This window comes from Oxalobacteraceae bacterium OTU3CAMAD1 (genome assembly GCA_024123915.1).
GTDB lineage: Bacteria > Pseudomonadota > Gammaproteobacteria > Burkholderiales > Burkholderiaceae_D > Rugamonas.
The window spans coordinates 2,726,763-2,742,692 of record CP099650.1; the positions used below are offsets into that span (position 1 = coordinate 2,726,763).

Sequence of the window (15,930 nt, forward strand, 5' to 3'; positions counted from 1 at the left end):
GCTAAGTATATTCCACATTCCCAGGCAAGCTCCCGGAGTGCAGAATAGCCCCCATGAATACATCGACACTTTTTATCGCATTGGTTTTTGTGCTTGCTGGCCTGGTGAAAGGCGTCACAGGAATGGGCCTGCCGACGGTGGCGATGGCGTTGCTGACATTGACCTTGCCACCGTTGGAAGCGGCGGCGCTGCTGATCGTGCCTTCGGCTGTGACGAATGTATGGCAGCTGGCCAAGGGGCCGGCGCTGTACCCGCTCTGGCTGCGCCTGCGGACCTTGCTGGCGGCCGTCTGCGTGGGTACGGCGGCGGGAGGGTGGCTGCTGTCGCCGCCGCCCCAGGACGATTTCATCGTTTCCGGCGCAGCGGGCATGTCCAGCGGCGCCTGGGCGTCGGTGGTGCTCGGGCTGGCGTTGGCGGCCTACGGCGCGCTGGGTTTGAGCGGCTGGCGCGGACGCGTGGCGCCGCGCGCGGAGCCGTGGGCCGGGCCGTTGGCCGGCGCCGCCACCGGTGTGCTGGCTGGCATAACGGGAGTGTTCGTCATGCCGGTCGCTCCCTATCTGCAAGCGCTCAATCTGGAGAAGGATGATCTGGTGCAGGCGCTGGGACTGGCCTTCACCGTCTCGACCTTGGCGCTGGCCGTGGTGTTGACCTGCCGGGGAAACTGGCAGGCGTCGGCCGCCGGCGGATCGGTGTTGGCGCTGCTGCCCGCCGGCGCGGGCATGATGCTGGGGCAGTGGCTGCGCGGCCGCATGCCGGCGGCCATGTTTCGGCGTTGCTTTTTTATTAGCCTGCTGGCGCTGGGCGCGCATCAGTGCCTGCGCGTCGCCATTGGGTGACGCAATAGGGCGACGCTATAGGGTGACTTTGCCGCGCAGCTGTTTGCGCTCGCCGTCCTTGGTTTTCCCATCCAGCCTGCGGCGCTGCGAGCCGCGCGTCGGCTTGGTGGCGCGCCGCACGGTGGGCAGCACAGCGATGCTGTCGACCAGTTCCTGAAGGCGCCGCAGGGCGTCCTCCTTGTTGGCCTCCTGGCTGCGCGACTGCTGCGCCTTCAATACCACCACGCCCTCCTTGGTGATGCGGCTGTCGCGCATGGCCAGCAAACGCTCCTTGATATGCTCGGGCAGCGAGGACGCTACGATATTAAAACGCAGGTGCACCGCGCTGGAGACCTTGTTGACGTTTTGTCCCCCCGGTCCCTGCGCGCGGATCGCACTGAGCTCCACGTCATTCATATCTATTAAGTTCGTCATTGGGTTGGTCGCGCTCTTTGTCGCATTGTAGCAAACGGCTGTCGGCCGCCGGGCTAACGTTGATGCCAATCAATCCCGCACCAGAAGCGCGCGGTTAGGATGATTCATGCCTGTTACCGCACGTCAATAGACGAAAGGATGATCATGATTCTCTCGAAGATGCAAGCCCTGAATGCCAACGCCGCCGCGCGCCCGACCGACACTGGAGCGCAACAGTATCTCGTGTTCCGGCTCGGCGGCCTGGATTATGCGCTGGACTTCAGCAAGGTGCAGGAACTGCGTCCGCTGAAGGAGCTGGAACGCTTCGCCTCGGACGGCGAGATTATCAGCGGGGTGGCGGTGTCGCGCGGCGTGATCATGCCGATCGTCGACATGCGCATCGCCTTCGGTCCGCGTCCCCCGGCGCACGACCCGCTGACGGATGTGATCATCCTCAAGCTGTCGACCTGCGTGATGGGGATGGTGGTCGATGGCGTGACCGATATCGTTTCGCTGACGCTCGACGAGCTGCTGCCGATACCCGGCGCGGGCGCCGGGACCGCGCCGCCGGTGGATTACCTGCTGGGCCTCGGAGAGGTCGACGGGCGCCGGCTAATCGTGGTCGACATCGACAGGCTGATGTCGATCCGCAAAGTGCCGGTCGGCGCCCGCCAGGCCGCCTGAGCGCCCGGGCGGGCGGGCTTGATCAGGCCAGCGCTTCGAGCTGCTCCTGCAATTCCAGCCATTCCGCTTCCAGCTGGCCCAGATCTTTGGTGAAGAAGCTTTGATCGGCCAGCAGCTGTTTCAGCTTGGCCTTGTTCGCCGCTTCGTAGATCGAAGACTCGCCCAACTTGGCATCCACCTCGGCTTTTTGCGCGCTGCGCTTGGCGATTTGATCGTCCAGGCGCTTGATCTTTTGCTCCAGCGGCTTGCGCAGCGCAGCCAGGCGCTGACGGTCTTCGGCCTGCTGGCGCTTCTGGTCCTTGCTGGCCGCCGGCGCTGCTGCCGCCGTTGGCGCGGCGACCGGCGAGACCACCGGGAAGTCCGTCTTGTTGGCCTTGCCGGCGGCGGGCAGCACGTCGGTGCCTTTCCCCAGCTTGGTCTTGAACAGCCAATCCTTGTAGTCGTCCAAATCGCCGTCGAACGGTTGCAGCTTGCCGTCGGCGACGATGATGAATTCGTCGGTGGTGGCGCGCAGCAGGTGGCGATCGTGGGATACCACGACCAGGGTGCCTTCGAACTGCGCCAGCGCTTCGGTCAGCGCCTCGCGGGTTTCCAGATCCAGGTGATTGGTCGGTTCATCGAGCAGCAGCAGGTTGGGGCGCTGCCACACGATCAGCGCTAGCGCCAGGCGGGCCTTCTCGCCGCCGGAGAACGGCGCGATCGAGCTGGTGACCATGGTGCCCGGGAAGTTGAAGCCACCCAGGAAGTTGCGCAGTTCCTGTTCGCGCACGGTCGGGGCGATCTTCGCCAGGTGCCACAGCGGCGATTCGTCGTGGCGCAGCATCTCCACCTGGTGCTGGGCGAAGTAGCCGATGTTCAGACCCTTGCCGATGGTGGCGTCGCCGGTCAGCGGCGCCAGTTCTCCGGCGATGGTCTTGATCAAGGTCGATTTGCCGGCGCCGTTCACGCCCAGCAGGCCGATACGCTGGCCGATTTGCAGCGAGAACTTGATGTTGTTGACGATGGTCTTGTGCGTGATGTCGCCGGTCGCTTCGTCTTCGATCTTGTAGCCGGCGTTGACGTCTTCCATCACCAGCAGCGGATTCGGAGCGCTCAGCGGCTCGCGGAACTCGAACGAGAATTCGGCGGCGGCGCGCAGCGGCGCCAGTTCTTCCATCTTGGCCAGCGCCTTCATTCGGCTCTGCGCCTGGCGGGCCTTGGAGGCCTGCGCCTTGAAGCGGTTGACGAACGACTCCAGGTGGGCGCGCTTGCGCTGCTGCTTTTCCAGCGCGCCGGCGGCCAGGATCATCTGCGCCGCGCGCTGACGTTCGAATGACGAGTAGTTGCCCGAGTAGCGTTTCAGTTTGCGCTCGTCGATGTGCACCACCACGTTGACCACTTCGTCGAGGAAGTCGCGATCGTGGGAGATGATCAGCAGGGTGCCTGCATAGCGCTTTAGCCAGTCTTCCAGCCAGATGATCGCGTCCAGGTCCAAGTGGTTGGTCGGTTCATCGAGCAGCAGCAGGTCGGAAGGGCACATCAGCGCCTGCGCCAGATTCAGACGCATGCGCCAGCCGCCGGAGAAGCTGGCCACCGGCTGCTGCATCTGGTCGAGCGTGAAGCCCAGGCCGAGCAGCAGTTGTTCGCCGCGCGATTGCACGGTGTAGGCGTCGGCGTCTGCCAGCGCGCTGTAGATTTCGCCGATGGCGATACCGTTGTCCGACGATTCGGGCTCCGACTCCAGGCGTGCCAATTCCGCTTCCAGCTTGCGCAGGGTGACGTCGCCGTCGATGGCGTAATCGAGGGCCGCGCGGTCCAGCGGCGGCGTTTCCTGCGCCACGTAAGCGACGCGCCATTTGGCCGGGAAGTCGATTTCGCCCTGGTCCGGGTGCAGCTCGCCGCGCATCATCGCGAACAGGCTCGATTTGCCGGCGCCATTGGCGCCGATCAGGCCAATCTTGTCGCCCGGGTTCAGTGTGACATCGACTTGTTCCAACAGCGGCTTGGTGCCGCGCATCAGACTTACTTGTATAAAGCGGATCATCTTGTTCTTCTACGTTTGAACCCCGGCTAACCGGGGTCGTACCCCGTACGGGGTACGACCCCACGCGGGCGGGGTACGGGTTTGGTTTACAGTTTGAGCTGGTCGGCGGTCAGCAGGAAGACCATGTCGTCGCCGGCGCTGGTGGTGAGCCACGTCAGGCCCAGGTGGCCGAAGGCCGCTTCGGCGAATTCACGTTCGTTGCCGATTTCGACGATCAGGATGCCATCGTCGGTCAGGCGTTCGGCGGCGCCGGCCACGATCTTGCGCACCAGGTCCATGCCGTCGCTGCCGCCGTCGAGGGCGATTTGCGGTTCGGCCAGGTATTCCTTCGGCAGCTTGGACATCGAGCCCGAATTGACGTACGGCGGATTGGTGATAATCAGGTCGTACTTCTTATCCGGCACATTGGTGTACAGGTCCGACTGGATCAGCGTCAAACGGTCTTCCAGCTTGTAAGTGGCGACGTTTTTCTTCGCCACTTCCAGCGCGTCGGCCGAAATATCGACCGCGTCGACTTGGGCGTCGGGGAAGGCGTCGGCCAGCATGATGGCCAGGCAGCCGGAGCCCGTGCACAGTTCCAAGATGTTGGCGATGTTGTCCGGCTGGTTGACCCACGGCGCGAAGTAGTCGGGGATCAGTTCCGCGATGAAGGAGCGCGGCACGATGGTGCGCTCGTCGACGTAGAAGCTGTAAGTGCCCAGCCACGCCTCGTTGGTGATGTAGGCGGCCGGCACGCGGTCGACGGTGCGGCGGTCGATCACCGCCAGCACCGACGCGACTTCCTCTGGCAGCAGGCGCGCGTCCAGGAACGGTTCCAGCTTGTCCAGCGGGAGCTTGAGCGTATGCAGGATCAGGTAGGCCGCTTCGTCGAAGGCCTCGACGCTGCCGTGGCCGAAAAACAGCTGGGCGGCGTTGAAGCGGGTGACGGCGTAGCGCAACAGGTCGCGCGGCGTGGTGAAAGGAGTCGTGTTCATGGTTATCTCGGTATAACGGTAATCGGTTCGCGCACGCCGCGCGGGCAGCCGGCCGGTGAATCAGGCCAGCAGGTTTTCCAGTGTACGGCGATAGATATTCTTCAGCGGATCGACAAAACGCAGCTCGATATGCTCGTCGATCTTGTGGATACTTGCGTTGGGAGGCCCGAATTCTATCACTTGGGGGCAGATCTGAGCGATAAAGCGTCCATCCGAGGTGCCGCCGGTGGTCGACAGTTCGGTGTCCACGCCGGTTTCCGACTTGATCGCAGCCGACAACGCGTCGCTCAGGGTGCCGCGCGGGGTCAGGAACGGCAGGCCGCTCAGCGCCCATTTCAGGTCGTAGTGCAGATCGTGCTTGTCGAGGATCGCGTGCACGCGGCGCTTCAGTTCCTCGTGGGTGCTGGCGGTCGAGAAGCGGAAGTTGAAGTCGATGACCATTTCGCCGGGGATGACGTTGTTGGCGCCCGTGCCTCCGTTGATGTTGGACATTTGCCAGGACGTCGGCAGATAGTATTCGTTACCGTTGTCCCAGACCTCGGCCACCAGCTCGGCCAGCGCCGGCGCGGCCAGGTGGATTGGATTCTTGGCCAGCTGCGGGTAGGCGATGTGGCCTTGCACGCCTTTGATCGTCAATTTGCCCGACAGCGAACCACGGCGGCCGTTCTTGATCACGTCGCCCAGGGTTTCATCGGAGGTCGGCTCGCCGACGATGCAGTAGTCCAGCGTTTCGCCGCGTTCCTTGAGCATATTGCAGACGATGACCGTGCCGTCGGTGGCCGGGCCTTCCTCGTCGCTGGTGATCAGGAAGGCGATCGAGCCTTTGTGGTCGGCGTGGGCGGCGACGAACTCCTCGCAGGCGACGACGAAGGCGGCGATCGAGGTTTTCATGTCCGCCGCGCCGCGTCCATACAGCTTGCCGTCGCGGTGGGTCGGGGTGAAGGGCTGCGAGCGCCATTGCTCGACCGGGCCTGTCGGCACCACGTCGGTGTGGCCGGCGAATACCAGCAGCGGCGCGGTCGTGCCCTTGCGCGCCCACAGATTGGTCACGCCGTTCGATTCGATCACCTCGCAGACAAAACCCAGCGGCGACAGCAGGTCGATCAGGTGCTGCTGGCAGCCCTTGTCGTCAGGGGTGACAGAGGAGAGGGCGATCAGTTTTTCGGTCAGCGCCAGGGTCTTGGAAGGTGTCATGGTCAAGGTAAGGTGAAGATCAGAGATTGAAAATTTGTTTGTACTGGGCGTCGGAGAAGCTGACGGCGAAGGTGCCGTCCTTGTCGAGTACCGGGCGCTTGATCACGGAGGGGTTCTCCAGCATCAGCGCGATGGCCGATTCGTCATCGACGATGGACGCCTTGCGCTCGTCGGACAGGGCGCGCCAAGTGGTGCCTTTTTTATTCACCAGCACATCGCGCGACAGGTGTTTGAGCCAGCCGGCGACGATTTCGCGGGTCAGTCCCTGCTTCTTGAAGTCGTGGAAGGTGAACTCCTGCTGCTGGTCGGCCAGCCATACGCGGGCTTTTTTGACGGTGTCGCAGTTGGGGATGCCGTAAAGGGTGGTTTTCATGTGCGTGCGGTGTCGGGCGAAAGGCCGACAGAATACCATGGGGCGCAGGAGGAGGGTACGCGCTGGGGCCATGCGCACGGCACGCTGGTATAACAATTTGATATTGCTACTTATCGAATTGGCATTGGTAGTCCCCTAATCCGCTGCCTACTATGGATCGGTTGTCGTACAACTACCAGGAGCCGTGGGATGGAATTGCCGAACAAGCCGACCAAAGAACAGATCCGTCAGTATATGAGCGAGCGATTGACGCAACAGTGCTCGCCGCCGTCGACCGGGGATATCCGCCGGCAGCTTGGTTGGGGTTTGGTGCCGTCCACCGAGGAGGATCGTCCGCCATCGGACCCCAGGCCGCTCCGCTGACCGGAGCATCCCGGTCAGGTATTGAGCGTGAACTCGGTGAAGGACGCTTCGTCGGGAGGCGTCTTGGCCTCCGGTTCGGCCTTGGCGGCTTTGCTGTCGGGGCCATTATTCAATAGCCACAGCAGGTTGGTGGCGGAATCGGCGTTGGCCAGCGCCTCCTCCTGGCTGATCGAACCATCCTGCACCAGCTTTAGCAAGGCCAGTTCGAACGACTGCGAGCCAGGCGACAGGCTTTTCTCCATCGCTTCCTTGATCTGGCCGATGTCGCCTTTTTCGATCAGGTCCGAGATGTAGCGGGTATTGACCATCACTTCCACCGCCGCCGTGCGCGTGCCGCCGTTGATCGAGCGGACCAGCCGCTGCGAGACGATCGCCTTGACCGTCGAGGACAGGTCCTGCAGCAGCGCCGCGCGGTTCTCGATCGGGTAGAAACTGATAATACGGTTTAGCGCGTTATAGCTGTTGTTGGCGTGCAGGGTGGCCAGCACCAGGTGGCCCGACTGCGCGTAGGCCAGCGCCGCCGCCATGGTCTCCTTGTCGCGGATCTCGCCGATCAGGATGCAGTCAGGCGCCTGGCGCATCGAATTGCGCAGCGCCGTGGCGAAATCCTTGGCGTCGCTGCCGATCTCGCGCTGGTTGACGATCGACTTTTTATTCTTGAACAGGTACTCGATCGGGTCTTCCAGGGTCAGGATGTGGCCCGAGCGCAGCTCGTTGCGGTAGTCCAGCATCGAGGCGATGGTGGTCGACTTGCCGGAGCCGGTCGAGCCGACCAGCAGCAGCAGGCCGCGCTTTTCCATGATCAGGTCCGACAGCACCGGCGGCAGCCCCAGATCGGCCAATACGGGGATCGAGGCGGGGACGAAGCGGAACACGGCGGAGATGGTGCCGCGCTGCTTGAAGGCGGACAGGCGGAAGCGGCCCAGGTTCGCCACCGACACGCCCATATTGAGCTCATTGGTGGCGGCCAGTTCTTCCATCTGCGCCGGGGAGGCGATTTCGGCCAGCATGGACTCGATGTTGCCCGGTTCGAGCTTCTGCTGGTTGATGGGAATGAGGTTGCCGTTGATTTTGATGTGCACCGGCGAATTCACCGCGAAGAACATGTCCGACGCGTTTTTTTCCTTCATCAGCTGGAACAGGCGATCCATGGCCATGATGCGCTCCTTAAAAACGTAGGGCGGATTAGCGTAGCGTAATCGGCCATGAGCCGCCGACGGTACTTGACGGATTACGCTACGCTAATCCGCCCTACGTGGATCAACATTGGACTTGCTGTTACTGGTTAGATACCGCGCAGCAGTTCGTTGATGCCGGTCTTGGCGCGGGTTTTGGCGTCCACGCGCTTGACGATGACGGCGCAGTACAGCGAGTATTTGCCGTCTTCCGATGGCAGGTTGCCCGAGACGACCACCGAACCGGCCGGCACGCGGCCGTAGGTCACTTCGCCGGTGGCGCGGTCGTAGATCTTGGTCGACTGGCCGATGTACACGCCCATCGAGATCACCGAGTTCTCTTCGACGATCACGCCTTCGACGATTTCCGAACGGGCGCCGATGAAGCAGTTGTCTTCGATGATGGTCGGATTGGCTTGCATCGGTTCCAGCACGCCGCCGATGCCGACGCCGCCGGACAGGTGGACGTTCTTGCCGATTTGCGCGCACGAACCGACGGTGGCCCAGGTGTCGACCATCGCGCCTTCATCGACGTAGGCGCCGATGTTGACGTAGGAAGGCATCAGCACCACGTTCTTGGCGATGAAGGAGCCGCGGCGCGCGACGGCAGGCGGCACCACGCGGAAGCCGCCCTTGGCGAAATCTTCAGGCGTGTAGTTGGCGAACTTGGTCGGGACCTTGTCGTAGAACTGCATGGTGCCGTCGGACGGCAGGACCACGTTGTTCTCAAGGCGGAAGGACAGCAGCACGGCTTTCTTGACCCACTGGTTGACAACCCAGTCGCCGCTGGTTTTTTCGGCCACGCGGATGGTGCCGGCGTCGAGGCCCGCGATCACGTGCGAGACGGCGTCACGCAGTTCGGCGGCGCCGTTGGCCGGGTTGATATTGGCGCGGTCTTCCCATGCCTGGTCGATGATTTGCTGGAGTTGTTGGGTCATGATTTGCTCAATTATGTGGTGATTATTTGTTGATGGACTTGCAGAATTGGACGATGCGCTGGGCGGCTTCCAGACCTTCCTCCGTCTCGGCGACGAGCGCCATGCGGATGCGGTTGCGGCCCGGATTGGCGCCATGCGCGTCGCGCGCCAGATAGCTGCCCGGCAGTACCGTGACATTATATTCGGCGTACAGGCGCTGCGCGAATTCGGTGTCCGACAGGCCGGTGCGGCTGACGTCCGCCCACAGGTAGAAGCCGGCGTCCGGCAGTTCCACCGTCAGCACCTCTTGCAGCAGCGGCGTGATGGCGTTGAATTTCGCGCGGTATTTTTCGCGGTTCTGTTCGACGTGGGTTTCGTCGTTCCAGGCCGCGACCGAGGCAGCTTGCACGGAAGGGCTCATGGCTCCGCCGTGATAGGTGCGGTACAACAGGAATTTTTTGAGCACCTCGGCGTCGCCGGCCACAAAGCCCGAGCGCATGCCCGGCACGTTGGAGCGCTTCGACAGGCTGCTGAACACCACCAGGCGCGCATATGGCTTCTCGACCGTCGACAGGCCCAGCGTGTGGGCCGCTTCCAGCGCGCCCAAGGGCGCCTGGTCGCCGTGGAAGATCTCGGAGTAGCACTCGTCGGCGGCGATGATGAAGTTATAGCGCTCGGACAGGGCGAACAGGTTCTCCCAGTCGGTCAGCGTCAGCACGGCGCCGGTCGGATTACCCGGGGAGCACAGGAACAGCAGCGAGACGCGTTCCCAGACCGAGGTCGGGATGCTGTCGTAGTCGCAGCCGAAATTGCGGGCCGGGTCGGAGTTGACGAAGTAAGGCTCGGCGCCGGCCAGGTAGGCGGCGCCTTCGTAGATCTGGTAAAACGGGTTGGGACATACCACCAGCGACTTGGCCGCGGGATCGATCACCGTCTGGGCCAGCGCGAACAGCGCCTCGCGCGAGCCGTTCACCGGCAGCACCTGGGTGGCCGGATTGAGCGCCGGCAGGCCGTAGCGGCGCTCCAGCCAGCCGGCGATGGCGCCACGCAGCGCTTCCGAGCCGACGGTGGTCGGGTAGTTGGCCAGGCCGTCGATGTTGTCGATCAGCGCCTGCTGGATGAATGCCGGCGTAGGATGTTTGGGTTCGCCCATGCCAAGGCTGATCGCCTTGTGGCTTGGGCTGGCGCTTACCTGCGCAAACAACTGGCGCAGCTTTTCGAACGGATAGGGTTGCAGCTTTTCGAGATGTGGATTCACGTGGCGGACCGGATGCGGATCGTTGAAAAAGGAACGGCGTAGGTCAGGCATTATAGCGCCTATGGCGTATAGGGGGCATTCGCCGTCTGGACGCTTTGTCATGAATGCTAAACCGCTAACATGGCGGGATTGATAATCATGCGATACTCGGCGCATATTTGGCAAGTTAGAGGATGAATCATGGAGCTATCGGCGGTGGAGCGGGACGAGATGGCGCTCGGCACGGGCGTCAGCAGGCGCGTGATGGCCGCGAGGCTGATCACGGGATTGCTACAGGGCGTGCTGCTGTATTGGCTATACCGCGCCGGCAAGGATGGCGTGTGGCCGGCCACGGCGCCGTATTTGGCAGTGCCGTTGATGATGCTGGCGCTGTTCCTGCCGGTGCTGCTGGTGTCCAGCATCGGCCATATGCCCGCCCGTAAGACTGCAGCCTGGCTGGCGACGGCGTCGCTGGTCATTCTGGCGATGGCGCTGCATGACGCCTGGCGGGGGCACCACGGTTACCCGATCTTCGACAATTGGGCGGAGCGGCGCGTCTATTCACCGTCGCAGATCCTGGCGCTTTGCAGCGTTCCGTTCTTCTTCATCGCCCAGTCCCTGGTGCTGTCCGGCGTCCATGACCGGCGCCGGGTGGCCAGCTACGGCACCTATTTCGAAATCGCGTGGAAGCTCGGTGTGCAGCTGCTGTTTTCGGCGTTCTTCGTCGGCGCGCTGTTCATGGTGCTGTTCATGGGGAGTGCACTGTTCAAACTGATCAAGCTGAACTTCCTGGAAGAGCTGCTCAGGGAAGCATGGTTCAATGTGCCGGTGGTCTTCACCGCTTTTTCCTGCGCCATGCATATCACCGACGTGCGGCCGGCCATCGTGCGCGGCATCCGCACGCTGTTGCTGGTGCTGATGTCGTGGATCTTGCCGGTGGCGGCGATCATCGTGACCGGTTTCCTATGCAGCCTGCCGTTCACCGGCCTGCAGGCGCTGTGGGAGACGCGGCACGCCACGTCCGTGCTCCTGGCGGCGGTGGTGGTGCTGGTGGTGCTGATCAACGCCGCGTTCCAGAACGGCGAGGCGGTGGCCGGCGTCCAGACGATTGTGCGACTGAGCACCCGCGCCTCCTGCATCCTGATCTTTCCGCTGACCGCGATCGGCATCTACGCGCTCGGGCTGCGGGTGGCGCAGTACGGCTGGACCACCGACCGCATCATCGCGGCCGCCTGTCTGCTGGTGGCCAGCTGCTACGCGATCGGCTACGCGTGGGCGGCGTATCAATACGACACCTGGCTACGTCCCCTCGCTCCGGTCAACGTCACGGCCGCATTCTTGGTGATCGCGGTGATGCTGGCGCTGTTTACGCCGATCGCCGACCCCGCGCGCATCTCGGTCAATAGCCAGATGGCGCGGCTGGAAAGCGGCAAGACCGCGCCCGGCCAGTTCGATTTCCGCTATTTGCGGTTCGAGGGAGGGCGTTATGGCAGGGAAGCCCTGGAGCGACTCAAGCAGCGGTCGGGCGGATCCGATGCGGCAATGGTGCGCGCGGAGGCGGCGCGGGTGCTGGCATTTGCAGACCATGAGCGTTGGTCATCATTGAAGCCCCCGGGCGTGACAATCGACGTCGAGGGCCAGGTCACAGCATGGCCCGCAGGCGCCAAGCTGCCGGCGAGCTTTGTGTCACAAAAATGGCAGGACGTCGCCGACGAGCGCAAGCCGGATTGCCTGGGTAGCAAAAACAGCAAATGCGATGGCTTTGTGATCGACCTCACCGGCGACGGCCTCGATGACGTCCTGCTGATCAACAGCAGCAGCGGGAACAACGCGCTAATGGCTCAGGATGCCGAAGGAAAATGGGGATCGGTAGGTTCCATCAGCTACAAAATCTCGCGCTGCCAGCCGCTGATTGAAAAGCTCAAGAGCGGTGACTTCAGGGTGATCGCACCCAAAATGCGTGAACTCGAAATTGGTGGCCAGCGGGTGGGAGTGAACATGGAGCCGGTGCTGCCCGACGGTGGCTGCAGACCAGTTAAATAGTCTGCCAAGCGCCCTACGGTTGGTGCCACACCTGCTGCGCCACCCGCATCATATTGCGACCCATGACCAGCGCGGTCTCCTGGTCGCTCATGCCGATTTTGCGCAGGGCGGCGGCCAGTTCGCGCCAGACTTCCGGCGGCGTGAAGGCCGGCGGTTTGTCGGCGCGGTAGCCGGCCGACGCCGGCCACCAGTGGCCCGGGTCGAAATCGCCCGGCGGCGTGTCGTCCAGGCCCGGCTGCTGGAAGCAGATATCGAGGCCGATGCCGACGTGCTGCACGCCCACCAGGTCCGCGATATAGGCGACGTGCCGCGCGACGTCGTCCGCGCCCGGCTTGTCGACGCCGACGAACCACGACAAACCCGATACGCAGACCACGCCGTTGGTGTCGGCGCAGGCGCGGATTTGTTCGTCGGTGACGTTGCGTCCATGCGGGACCAGGGCGTATGCATTGGTATGGCTGAAAATCACAGGCTTGGACGACGCGGCCATGATATCCAGGCTGCACATGCGGCCCGTGTGGGAGCAGTCCATCAAAATGCCGGCGTCGTTGATGGCGGCCACCATGCTGTGTCCAAGCGGCGTCAGGCCGCGCGGCAGGTCGTGGCAGCCGTCTGCCACGCTGTTATTGCGGTTGTAGGCCAGGTGGATCTGGCGCACGCCAAGCTCCGCATAGAGGGCCACCATCTCCGGCTGGTCGAGCAGCGGCATGGCGCCTTCCAGGTCGAAGGTGATGGCCATGCGGCCGTCGGCGGCGGCCTTGATGATGTCGTCCACGCTGGAGACCAGCGTATAGCGTTCGGGTTCGGCGGCGATGGTGGCGCGGTAGCCGGCGATCACGGACATGACCTGCGACACCGGATTCATATCGGCGCCCACGTTCAGCGAGACGTAGTTCACGCCGGCCGCGTGCAGCTTGCGCACGGGCGTGAAGTCGGCGTGCGGGTGCTGCGGAAGGCAAACGTGGGCGTCCCAGTTGATCATGGCGGTTTCTTTGTCGAAAAGGCCACTCTACCCGACAATGGCGTGCCATGCCAAGGGATGGCGCTCCCGCATGCTTTATACTGTCGGCCAATTCACACGCTTACTTCATAGGCCAACATGTCATTTGCTTCGCTGGGCCTTGCTCCCTCCCTGATCAACGCTGTCACCGAAATCGGCTATCTGGAGCCGACGGCGATCCAGAGCGCCGCCATTCCCGCCATTTTGCGCGGCGAGGATGTACTGGGCGCGGCGCAGACGGGTTCCGGCAAGACCGCCGCCTTCGCGCTCCCGCTGCTGCAGGCGTTGCTGGACAATCGCAGCGGTCCGCGCCAGCTGCATGGCCTGATCCTGGTGCCGACCCGCGAGCTGGCGGCGCAGGTGGGCGAATCGGTGCGCAAGCTGGCGTCGCACCTGTCGATGCAGGTCAAGGTGTCGATCGTGTTCGGCGGCGTGTCAATCAATCCGCAGATGATGGCATTGCGTGGCGGCGCCGACATCGTCATCGCCACCCCGGGGCGTCTGCTGGACCTGATCGACCATAATGCGCTGAAGATATCGCGCACCGCGATGCTGGTGCTGGACGAGGCGGACCGCCTGCTGGACCTGGGCTTTAGCGAAGAACTGAGCCGGATACTGGAGCTGCTGCCCAAGCAGCGCCAGAACCTGTTCTTCTCGGCGACGTTCCCGCCGGCGGTGCAGGCGCTGGCCGACAGCATGCTGCAGCAGCCGACCCGGATCGAGGTGCTGTCCGAGCCGCTGAGCAAACCCGATATCGACCAGCGCGCGATCATGGTCGACGTGCCGCGCCGCACCATGCTGCTCAAGCATCTGATCCAGGAGCAAAAGTGGAGCAGGGTGCTGGTGTTTGTCGCCACCAAGTACGCCGCGGAGCATGTGGCCGACAAGTTGAATCGCAACGGCATCCGGGCCGGGGCCTTCCATGGAGAATTCAGCCAGGGCGCGCGCACCGAGGTGCTGGGCGATTTCAAGGCCAGCCGCCTGCAGGTGCTGGTGGCGACCGACGTCGCCGCGCGCGGCATCGACATCGCGCGCCTGCCGGCAGTGGTCAATTACGATTTGCCGCGTTCCGCCGTCGACTATACCCACCGCATCGGCCGCACCGGCCGCGCCGGCGAGAGCGGCGTGGCGATCAGCTTCGTCAGCGCCGAGACGGAACAGCATTTCCGGCTGATCGAGAAGCGCCAGGATATTTTGCTGCCGCGCGAGCGCATCGCCGGTTTCGAGCCGGTGGAGACGCTGCCGCCGCCAGCGGCCGATTCGGTCACCGATACCGTCAACGGCGGCATCAAGGGCAAGCGCAAGAGCAAGAAGGACAAGCTGCGCGAAGCGGCAGCCCGTGAAGGTGGCGAAACCGCCGAAGAATAATCCGTTCGAAAATCGCCTAACCGCCTGTGCGTTTGGGGTTGTGGCCCTGTTTTTTCAGCGCTTCCATCACCAGATCGCAGTGATCGCCCTGGATCTCGATCACGCCGTCCTTGACGGTGCCGCCGGAGCCGCAGGCGCCGCGCAGCTGTTTTCCTACCAATGCCAGCGCCATAGCGTCGAGCGCCAATCCCTTGACCAGGGTGACGGTCTTGCCGCCACGGCCCTTGGATTCACGCGATACCTTGACGTTGCCGTCGCCCGCAGGCTTGGCCTTGGCGGCCGTTTTGCAGACGCAATCGGCAAGCGGTTTGCCGCAATCCGGACAGATGCGGCCCGTCTCTGTCGAATAAACGAGGCGGGTGCTCATGGCTTGTCCTCCAGCAGTCGCGGCATCAGGATGTTGAAGAAGCGTTTTTGGTCGGACGCCAGGCAGACCGCCGCATTCGGCTTGCCCGCTTCCTCGCGGGTGTAGCCGTCGTCGCTGACGACGATGCGCAGCGGCGTGGTGGGGCAGGTGGCGGGATCGATCAGCCACGTCACGGGCACCACGTCGAACAACGACGGCATGTTGCTCGACCATGGCTGGTAGGCGTCGATCCACTGGTGGTACATCAGCGCCAGCGCGTCGGTGACGGGCGAGCCGTGGCCGAGCAGGGCGTTGCGCTCGACTTCATCGAGGCGTATCTGGGTCGAGTCGAGCGGCATCATCACGATCGGCACGCCGGACGTGAACAGCTTTTGCGCGCCGCCGATATCGGAGGCGATGTTGTACTCCTTGTCCGCAGGCCGCGATGGCACGTACTGCGATTTGCGGTAGCCGGCGCGCACCGAGCCGCCCATCATCGCCACCTGTTTCAGCTTGCCGAAGGTGGCGGGGTCGCGCTCGATCGCGGCGCCAACGTTGGTCAGCGGCCCCAGGGCCAGCAGCGTGATTTGGCCCGGTTGGCGTTTGATCTGGTCCAACAGGAAGTCCACCGCCGGCACCTTGGCCGGCAGCTTGCCGCGCCGGGCGTAGCGCGCCTGCGTGAACGGCTGCGGATTGCCTGTGCTGGCGATGCCCTGTGCGACGGGGATGCCGCTGTGGCCCGTCTCGCGCAGCATGCGCTCCAGCAGTTGCGCGCGCAGCGCGGTGTCGCCCCAGGCGGTGGTGATGCCGACGATTTCGATCTCCGCGCTTTGCAGCAGCAGCGCCAACGCGAAGGTATCGTCGATGTCGTCGCCGATGTCCATATCGACGACGACCTTGATTTTTTCGGCGGAATGGGCCGGTGGCGCCAGCATGGCGCAAGACAGCGCGAGTATTGAGAGCAGGCCGCGCAGCGGCCGGGATAGTGAGTAAGTCATTCGTCG

At 63.5% G+C, this 15,930-nt stretch carries 15 protein-coding genes; 4 read left to right on the top strand and 11 right to left on the bottom strand.

The features are described 5' to 3' along the window. The first annotated feature begins 53 nt into the window (after window positions 1-53). Complete coding sequence (locus tag NHH88_11710) at window positions 54-836, top strand: sulfite exporter TauE/SafE family protein (protein ID USX16409.1); 783 nt, start codon at window positions 54-56, stop codon at window positions 834-836. Window positions 837-851: 15 nt separating this feature from the next. Here NHH88_11710 and arfB read toward each other — a convergent pair whose 3' ends face one another. Next, window positions 852-1,250, bottom strand: coding sequence for an aminoacyl-tRNA hydrolase (gene arfB, locus NHH88_11715; GenBank protein USX16410.1), 399 nt, complete (start codon window positions 1,248-1,250; stop codon window positions 852-854). A 159-nt stretch (window positions 1,251-1,409) separates the two neighbouring features. On the opposite strand from arfB, the gene NHH88_11720 reads away from it, so the two are divergent. After that, window positions 1,410-1,913 carry a chemotaxis protein CheW gene (locus tag NHH88_11720; protein ID USX17323.1) on the top strand — a complete coding sequence of 168 codons (504 nt, stop codon included), beginning with the start codon at window positions 1,410-1,412 and terminating at the stop codon, window positions 1,911-1,913. A 22-nt stretch (window positions 1,914-1,935) separates the two neighbouring features. On the opposite strand, the gene NHH88_11725 is transcribed toward NHH88_11720, so the two are convergent. From NHH88_11725 to dapC, 7 genes are all read right to left on the bottom strand, one after another. Further along, window positions 1,936-3,936, bottom strand: a complete 2,001-nt coding sequence (locus NHH88_11725; GenBank protein ID USX16411.1) for an ATP-binding cassette domain-containing protein — start codon at window positions 3,934-3,936, stop codon at window positions 1,936-1,938. 86 nt (window positions 3,937-4,022) lie between these two features. After that, entirely contained in the window at window positions 4,023-4,910 is an 888-nt protein-coding gene (gene prmB / locus NHH88_11730) for a 50S ribosomal protein L3 N(5)-glutamine methyltransferase (GenBank protein ID USX16412.1), read from the bottom strand. A 60-nt stretch (window positions 4,911-4,970) separates the two neighbouring features. Beyond that, window positions 4,971-6,104 (bottom strand): succinyl-diaminopimelate desuccinylase, encoded by a 1,134-nt coding sequence (dapE, locus tag NHH88_11735; GenBank protein USX16413.1) that lies wholly within the window; start codon window positions 6,102-6,104, stop codon window positions 4,971-4,973. A gap of 19 nt (window positions 6,105-6,123) precedes the next feature. Continuing rightward, complete coding sequence (locus NHH88_11740; GenBank protein ID USX16414.1) at window positions 6,124-6,477, bottom strand: ArsC family reductase; 354 nt, start codon at window positions 6,475-6,477, stop codon at window positions 6,124-6,126. 377 nt (window positions 6,478-6,854) lie between these two features. Continuing rightward, entirely contained in the window at window positions 6,855-7,997 is a 1,143-nt protein-coding gene (locus NHH88_11745; protein ID USX16415.1) for a PilT/PilU family type 4a pilus ATPase, read from the bottom strand. A 128-nt stretch (window positions 7,998-8,125) separates the two neighbouring features. Continuing rightward, window positions 8,126-8,953, bottom strand: a complete 828-nt coding sequence (gene dapD / locus NHH88_11750) for a 2,3,4,5-tetrahydropyridine-2,6-dicarboxylate N-succinyltransferase (GenBank protein ID USX16416.1) — start codon at window positions 8,951-8,953, stop codon at window positions 8,126-8,128. Between the two features lie 22 nt (window positions 8,954-8,975). Then, entirely contained in the window at window positions 8,976-10,190 is a 1,215-nt protein-coding gene (gene dapC, locus NHH88_11755; GenBank protein USX17324.1) for a succinyldiaminopimelate transaminase, read from the bottom strand. Between the two features lie 180 nt (window positions 10,191-10,370). On the opposite strand from dapC, the gene NHH88_11760 reads away from it, so the two are divergent. After that, window positions 10,371-12,212, top strand: a complete 1,842-nt coding sequence (locus NHH88_11760; GenBank protein ID USX16417.1) for a DUF4153 domain-containing protein — start codon at window positions 10,371-10,373, stop codon at window positions 12,210-12,212. A 13-nt stretch (window positions 12,213-12,225) separates the two neighbouring features. On the opposite strand, the gene NHH88_11765 is transcribed toward NHH88_11760, so the two are convergent. Continuing rightward, window positions 12,226-13,194 (bottom strand): dipeptidase, encoded by a 969-nt coding sequence (locus NHH88_11765; protein ID USX16418.1) that lies wholly within the window; start codon window positions 13,192-13,194, stop codon window positions 12,226-12,228. Window positions 13,195-13,311: 117 nt separating this feature from the next. Between NHH88_11765 and NHH88_11770 the strand changes: the two genes are divergently transcribed. After that, a complete protein-coding gene (locus tag NHH88_11770; GenBank protein USX16419.1) occupies window positions 13,312-14,580 on the top strand; it encodes a DEAD/DEAH box helicase in 1,269 nt (422 codons plus the stop codon). A gap of 16 nt (window positions 14,581-14,596) precedes the next feature. On the opposite strand, the gene NHH88_11775 is transcribed toward NHH88_11770, so the two are convergent. Beyond that, the gene (locus tag NHH88_11775) at window positions 14,597-14,947 is read right to left on the bottom strand and encodes a translation initiation factor Sui1 (protein USX16420.1); all 351 of its coding nucleotides are present in this window, start codon (window positions 14,945-14,947) and stop codon (window positions 14,597-14,599) included. Further along, the gene (locus NHH88_11780; GenBank protein ID USX16421.1) at window positions 14,944-15,924 is read right to left on the bottom strand and encodes a nucleoside hydrolase; all 981 of its coding nucleotides are present in this window, start codon (window positions 15,922-15,924) and stop codon (window positions 14,944-14,946) included. Before NHH88_11780 ends, NHH88_11775 begins: the two co-directional genes overlap by 4 nt. Window positions 15,925-15,930: the final 6 nt, after the last annotated feature.